The organism is Micromonospora sp. Mcm103, assembly GCF_024519755.1.
In the GTDB taxonomy this organism is placed as follows: Bacteria; Actinomycetota; Actinomycetes; order Mycobacteriales; family Micromonosporaceae; genus Micromonospora; species Micromonospora aurantiaca.
The window spans coordinates 45353-52000 of record NZ_JALJRJ010000019.1 but is presented as its reverse complement, the minus strand read 5'-3'; the positions used below and the strand labels follow the sequence as shown (position 1 = coordinate 52000).

The window sequence follows — 6648 nt, the reverse complement described above, 5'->3', positions numbered from 1 at the left end:
GCATGTTCTGCCGGCCCGGCACGACCAGCCGGCCCAGCGCGCCGACGATCAGACCCACGACGAGCGCGGTGACGATGCCCCAGACGGTGAACTCCACGGTCGGTCCTCCTAAAGCGATTTCGCACGTTCTGTGCGGTTACTGTCGTGACCGCTAAGTGCCCGACGCATCGAAAACCGAAACCGGCGGCATCGACCGCCGCTCCCCGGCCGGGACGAACCCGCAGGTGGGAGCGCTGCCAGCAGCTGAAAATTTCCTGGGTACGCGAACGGCCGGCGCCCCTGCGAGGGGACGCCGGCCGGTTCGTGGCTCCGGCGGCCTACTTCTTGCCGGCGGGCTTGCCGTCGCCGGAGTCGGACGAGAGCGCCGCGATGAACGCCTCCTGGGGGACCTCCACCCGGCCCACCATCTTCATCCGCTTCTTGCCCTCCTTCTGCTTCTCCAGCAGCTTGCGCTTCCGGCTGATGTCACCGCCGTAGCACTTGGCGAGCACGTCCTTGCGGATCGCGCGGATGGTCTCCCGGGCGATCACCCGGCTGCCGATGGCCGCCTGGATCGGCACCTCGAACTGCTGGCGCGGGATCAGCGTGCGCAGCTTCGCCGCGATCGTCGTGCCGTACGTGTACGCCTTGTCCTTGTGCACGATCGCGCTGAACGCGTCGACCGGCTCACCGTGCAGCAGGATGTCGACCTTCACCAGGTCGGACGCCTGCTCGCCGGAGGGCTCGTAGTCCAGCGAGGCGTAACCCTTGGTGCGGCTCTTGAGCTGGTCGAAGAAGTCGAAGATGATCTCGGCCAGCGGCAGCGTGTAGCGCAGCTCCACCCGGTCGGCGGAGAGGTAGTCCATGCCGAGCAGGCTGCCCCGGCGACCCTGGCACAGCTCCATCACCGCGCCGACGTAGTCGTTCGGGGTCAGCACCGTGGCCCGCACCGTCGGCTCGTACACCTCGGCGATCTTGCCGGTCGGGTACTCGCTCGGGTTGGTGACCACGATCTCCTCGCCGTCCTCCTGGATGGCCCGGTAGACCACGTTCGGGGCGGTGGAGATCAGGTCGAGGTTGAACTCCCGCTCCAGCCGCTCCCGGATGATCTCCAGGTGCAGCAGGCCGAGGAAGCCGCAGCGGAAACCGAAGCCCAGCGCGCCGGAGGTCTCCGGCTCGTAGACCAGCGCGGCGTCGTTGAGCTTGAGCTTGTCCAGCGCCTCGCGCAGGTTCGGGTAGTCCGAGCCGTCGATCGGATAGAGACCCGAGTAGACCATCGGCTTCGGGTCCTTGTAGCCGCCGAGCGCCTCCTTGGCCGGGTTGTTGTTGATGGTGACGGTGTCACCGACCCGGGACTGGCGCACGTCCTTCACGCCGGTGATGAGGTAACCCACCTCGCCGACGCCGAGCGCGTCGGCCTTCACCATCTCCGGCGAGATGACGCCGATCTCCAGCAACTCGTGGACCGCGCCGGTGGACATCATCTTGATCCGGTCCCGGGCCGAGATCCGGCCGTCGATCACCCGGACGTACGTGACCACGCCCCGGTAGACGTCGTACACCGAGTCGAAGATCATCGCGCGGGCCGGCGACTCGGCCTCGCCCACCGGCGGCACGAACTGCCGGACGATCTCGTCCAGCAGGTAGGGCACGCCCTCGCCGGTCTTACCGGAGACCCTGATGCAGTCCGCCGGGTCGCCGCCGATCAGGTGCGCCAGCTCCTCGGCGTACTTCTCCGGCTGCGCGGCCGGGAGGTCGATCTTGTTGAGCACCGGGATGATGTGCAGGTCGTTCTCGAGCGCCAGGTAGAGGTTGGCGAGGGTCTGCGCCTCGATGCCCTGCGCGGCGTCGACGAGCAGGATCGCGCCCTCGCAGGCGGCGAGCGAACGGGACACCTCGTAGGTGAAGTCCACGTGACCCGGGGTGTCGATCATGTTGAGCACGGCGGTCTCGCCGGCCCGGTCGCCCTCGCGGATCGTCCACGGCATCCGCACGGCCTGGCTCTTGATGGTGATGCCGCGCTCGCGCTCGATGTCCATCCGGTCCAGATACTGCGCGCGCATCTGCCGCGGGTCGACCACACCGGTGAGCTGCAACATCCGGTCGGCCAGGGTCGACTTCCCGTGGTCGATGTGGGCGATGATGCAGAAGTTCCGGATGCGCGCCGGGTCGGTGGCACCAGGAGCGTTCGCGCCGGGATCGAGCGTCGGTGGCACAGCGGTCCGTTCTGGTCGGCTGACGTGAGCGGGCCGGCGCGCCGCCGGCCCCCTCCATGGTCCCACGTCGCCCGGCGCGCGCCCGGGCTCCCCCTTCACTCCACCGCTATTCCACGGGTGGCTCGGCTATTCCACGGGTGGCTCGACGAAGAGGGCGGCCAGCCTCGGCAGGCGGCGGCGGGCCTCCTCCTCGTCGTCGAAGTCCCAGAAGTCGTTCAGGTCGGGCACCGGAACCGGGTCACGCTCGGCCGGCAGGTCGGACGCGGTGGCCTTCCGGTACGCGTCCCACGGCACCGCCAGCATCTCCTCGCACTCGAACTCCTCGCCGCTGAGCGCCGCGGCCCGCACCTGCGGCAGCTCGGCCAGCGCGTCCGGATCGCCGACCGCCCGCGCGAACACCGCCCGCCCCTGCGTCATCAGCCAGCCCCGGAAGTACTCGAAGCCGTCGTCCGAGGCGCCGCCGTTGATCAGGTACGCCGCGCCCCAGAGGTCGACCTTGTAGGAGGCGGCGAGCACCCGCCGCTGGTGGTGGGCGTAGCCGACGATCTCCTCCGGGTCGCGCTCAGCCAGCAGCGCGACTGCCCGGGCGGCCACTGCGTCGGGCTCTCCCCCGGCACCGGCGCGGGCGTCGTCGATCAGCTGCCAGAACTCGTCGGTCCTCATGGCAGGCAGTCTGGCAGAGCCCACCGACGCGCCGGTTCGCCGCGCGCCGCCGGTGCGGCAGCATGGTGCGCGCCGCCGGTGCGGCAGCATGGTGCGGTGCGCCCGATCTCCCTACCGCCCGTCCCGTACGGGTCGACAGCCGTCCGGCCCGGCTGGGCCGACCTGCCGGCCGGGCTGCGCGACGCGCTGGCCGCCCGGATCGGCGGCCCACCCGCGGCGGTACGGGTGACGGGCGGCGGATTCACCAGCGGCTTCGCCGCCGTGCTGACCGGCCCCGCCGGGGAGCGCGTGTTCGTCAAGGCGGCGGCACTGCACGGGCAGCGGCACCTGGTCGACTGGTACGCCCACGAGGCGGCGATCCTGGCCCGGCTCCCGGCCGGGCTGCCGGTGCCCCGGCCGCGCTGGGCGCTCACCGAGTCCGGCTGGTACGCGCTCGCGCTCGACGCGATCGACGGGCACACCCCCGCGCTGCCCTGGGCGCCGGCCGAGCTGGACGCCGCACTCGCCACGTACGCAGAGGTGGCCGCCGCGCTCGCCGGCCCGCCCGCGGAGCTGGCCGCGCTCCGGCTCCCCCGCCTCGCGGACCTGGCCCGCGACGACATCCTCTGGTGGGGCGAGGTGGCCGCCGGCCGCGAGCCGCTGCCCGAGCAGGCGGCCGGCGCCCCGCTGGCCGAGCTGGTCGCGCTGGAGTCGCGCCTGCCCGGGTACGCCGACGCGGCCCCCGGGCTGGCCCACGGCGACCTGCGGGTGGACAACCTCCTGATCGACCCCGACGGCCGGGCCTGGCTGTGCGACTGGCCCTGGCTCTGCCACGGGCCGGCCTGGTTCGACCTGGCCGGGCTGCTGCTCACCGCGTACGCCAGCGACCTGGACGCCGACGCCGCGTTCGCCGGTCACCCGGCGACGGCGGGAGCGCCCGCCGACGCGCTGGACGTGACGCTCGCCGCACTGGCCGGGTACTTCCTGACCGGTGCCGCCGCCGGACCGTCGAACACCTCCCCGCACCTGCGCGCCCACCAGCGGTGGAGCGGGGAGCAGGCGCTCGCCTGGCTGGCCGAGCGGCAGGGCTGGTCCTGACTGACGAGGGACAGCCATGGCAACAAGCAACCTGGTCCGCGAGCCGGCCCCACCCCGCCGGTTCCCCGTGATCCACCCCGGTTCGGCAAGGCGGCCGCATCCCATCGCCTCCTTGATCCACACCAGCACGGGGAAGTGGCCACATCACACTGCCCCCGACCCCGCCACTTCCCCGACCTGGCGAACCAGTCCACCGACCCTCACCCTTGATCCACACCAGCACGGGGAAAAGGCGGCATCACACGGGCTCTGACCCCGCCACCTCCCCGAACTGGCGCGCCGCCCGACCAGCCTGGGAACGCCGGTCGGCCTGGCGGCGTCCATGGGTGCGGCGGCATGCTGGTGACGAGGGTCGGGTGGGCCCCGGCCGGAGGCGTTTTGGCTCGTCCGGGGCCGACCTGGTAGCCTGGCTTTTCGCGCGGCGATGACGCATGCTCGTCGTGCGCGAAAGCAGACCAACCCGAGCTATCAAGACGAGGCTGTCGCGTGGCGAACATCAAGTCCCAGATCAAGCGCAACCGGCAGAACGAGAAGCGCCGGCTGCGTAACAAGTCGGTCAAGTCGTCGCTGAAGACCGCCATCCGGAAGTTCCACGAGGCTGCGGAGGCGGGCGACACCGAGAAGGCCACCGTGCTCATGCGTGAGGCCACCCGCAAGCTGGACAAGGCTGCCAGCAAGGGTGTCATCCACTCGAACCAGGCGGCCAACCGGAAGTCGGCGATCGCCAAGCGCGTCGCCTCGTTCTCTGCCTGACCAGCGCTACAGATTCCACCGGAAGCCCCGGGGCCACGAGCCACGGGGCTTCCGCCTGTCCGCACTCCCCCGCCTCGGCGCGCTACGCGCCGCGCGCGCCGAAGATCTTGGACGATTTCGGCCCCTCTGGGGGCCGTTTCGTACCAAGATCTGCGGAGTGATCGCGGCCAGCGGCGTCTTCGGCGGTCGTTCCGGCGGGAGAGCGCGGGGCGCCCGGAGGGCGAGCGGGAGGTGTCGGGAGGCGACGCGGGCACCGGACCCAGCAGCCAGTCCGGCTGACCCGACACGCCCCACCACCGAACCCATGATCGCCAGCCCGGGCGGCACGGGGCGTCCGGAGGGCGCGGTGCGCGGCGTCGGGAGGCGCAACGCCGGGCGTCTCATGGAGGGCGCAGCGCGGGGTGTCGGGGAGGCGCAGCGCGGGGCCGCTACTGCTCGTTCGGGTGGTCGAACGTCGCGCGTTGCGGATGGTGGTAGCGGACGCCCCGGGAGTCGGTGGTCGCGCCGCCCGGGAGTGCGCGGGCACTCGTGGGCACCCGGGCCCGGCCGACCACCGGCTCCATCTGGCGGCGGAAGCGGTCCCGCTCCTGCTCGGGCACCTGCGCCGCAGTGCGGACGACCATCTCGGCCACCACGTCGTTGAGCTTGACCATCGCGGCCACCGCGATCGGCAGCACCAGCACCGCCCACCAGCTCACCAGTTCGGCGAGCGCGAGCAGGACAGCCAGCGCCACCGCGCCCTCGAAGAAGAGGAAGCAGAGCACCCCACCCGGGTTGACGAAGCGCAGTCCCAGCACCCGGGCGTAGAGCGGGCGGTACCGCTCCTCGTCCGTGGCCACCGTCGACCACGCTCGGGTCACCGGGCGCCGCCCTGCCGGGCCGCGGCCACCGAGAACACGGCCCGCTCCAGCGCGTACGCCCGGTCGTCGGCGCCGCCCTTGACCGCCGCATTGCACTCGGCCGCCACCCGCATCGCCTCGACCAGGCCCTCCGGCGTCCAGCCCCGGGCGCGTACCTGGGCCTTCTCGATCTTCCAGGCCGGCATGCCGAGCGTCTTCGCCAGCTGGAAGGCGCTGCCCCGGCCTGCGGCGGCGACCCGGGCGACGGTCCGTACGCCGTCGGCCAGCGCGTCGGCGATCGGCACCGGGTCGACGCCGACGTGCAGCGCCCACCGCAGCGCCTCCAGCGCGCCTGGTACGTCACCGACCATCGTCGCGTCGGCGACGGTGAAGCCGGTGACCTCGGCCCGCCCCCGGTAGTAGCGGGCGACGGTGTCCGCGCCGATCCGGCCGTCGGTGTCGGCGACCAGCTGCGAGCAGGCGGCGGCCAGCTCACGCATGTCGTTCCCGACGGCGGCGACCAGCGCGTCGGCCGCGTCGGGCGTGCACTTGCCGCCGATGCGGCGGATCTCGTCCCGCACGAAGGCGGCCCGCTCCCGGTCGCCCTTCAGCTTCACCGCCGGCACCACTGTGGCGCCCGCAGCCCGCAGACCGTCGGCAAACGCCTTGCCCTTGGCCCCGCCCAGGTGCAGCACCACGAGCTGCACCTCCGGGTCGGGGTTCTTCGCGTACGCGAGCAGCGCTGTCGACAGGTCCTTGCGGGCGTCCTGCCCGGAGCGCAGCACGAGCACCCGGCGACCGCCGAACAGCGACGGGCTGAGCATCTCGGCGATCTCACCGACGGTGAGCGTGCCGGCCTGGTACTCCCGTACGTCGACGTCGGGGTCGACCTCGCGGGCCCGGGCGACGGCTTCGGTGACCGCTCGCGTGGCGAGCAGCTCCTCGTCGCCGAGGACGAGCACAATAGGAGGCAGGTCGGCGGGGGTCACGTCGCCCATACTCGCACGCCCTCCGACCCGGCCGGGCCTGCTCATCGGGGACTGTGACGGCGCAGCCCGCACACAGCGCAAATCCAGACATTTGACTTGATTCCTCATCTACCGCGACAAGATTCCCCTGAT

General features: G+C 72.1%; 6 protein-coding genes. 2 read left to right on the top strand and 4 right to left on the bottom strand.

Translation table 11 applies throughout. The features are described from left to right. Window positions 1-317: 317 nt before the first annotated feature. Together lepA and OC439_RS22355 are read right to left on the bottom strand one after the other, a co-directional pair. Window positions 318-2195 carry a translation elongation factor 4 gene (gene lepA, locus OC439_RS22360; protein ID WP_013287985.1) on the bottom strand — a complete coding sequence of 626 codons (1878 nt, stop codon included), beginning with the start codon at window positions 2193-2195 and terminating at the stop codon, window positions 318-320. A 126-nt stretch (window positions 2196-2321) separates the two neighbouring features. Further along, entirely contained in the window at window positions 2322-2858 is a 537-nt protein-coding gene (locus OC439_RS22355; RefSeq protein WP_262015140.1) for a DUF4240 domain-containing protein, read from the bottom strand. Window positions 2859-2954: 96 nt separating this feature from the next. Between OC439_RS22355 and OC439_RS22350 the strand changes: the two genes are divergently transcribed. Together OC439_RS22350 and rpsT are read left to right on the top strand one after the other, a co-directional pair. Then, window positions 2955-3935 (top strand): phosphotransferase family protein, encoded by a 981-nt coding sequence (locus OC439_RS22350; protein WP_262015139.1) that lies wholly within the window; start codon window positions 2955-2957, stop codon window positions 3933-3935. 486 nt (window positions 3936-4421) lie between these two features. Beyond that, on the top strand, window positions 4422-4688 hold the full coding sequence (rpsT, locus tag OC439_RS22345) for a 30S ribosomal protein S20 (protein WP_013287988.1): 267 nt from the start codon (window positions 4422-4424) through the stop codon (window positions 4686-4688). Between the two features lie 428 nt (window positions 4689-5116). On the opposite strand, the gene OC439_RS22340 is transcribed toward rpsT, so the two are convergent. Together OC439_RS22340 and holA are read right to left on the bottom strand one after the other, a co-directional pair. Then, entirely contained in the window at window positions 5117-5548 is a 432-nt protein-coding gene (locus tag OC439_RS22340; protein WP_410054947.1) for a hypothetical protein, read from the bottom strand. After that, on the bottom strand, window positions 5545-6525 hold the full coding sequence (gene holA, locus OC439_RS22335) for a DNA polymerase III subunit delta (protein WP_262015137.1): 981 nt from the start codon (window positions 6523-6525) through the stop codon (window positions 5545-5547). Before holA ends, OC439_RS22340 begins: the two co-directional genes overlap by 4 nt. Window positions 6526-6648 lie beyond the last annotated feature (123 nt).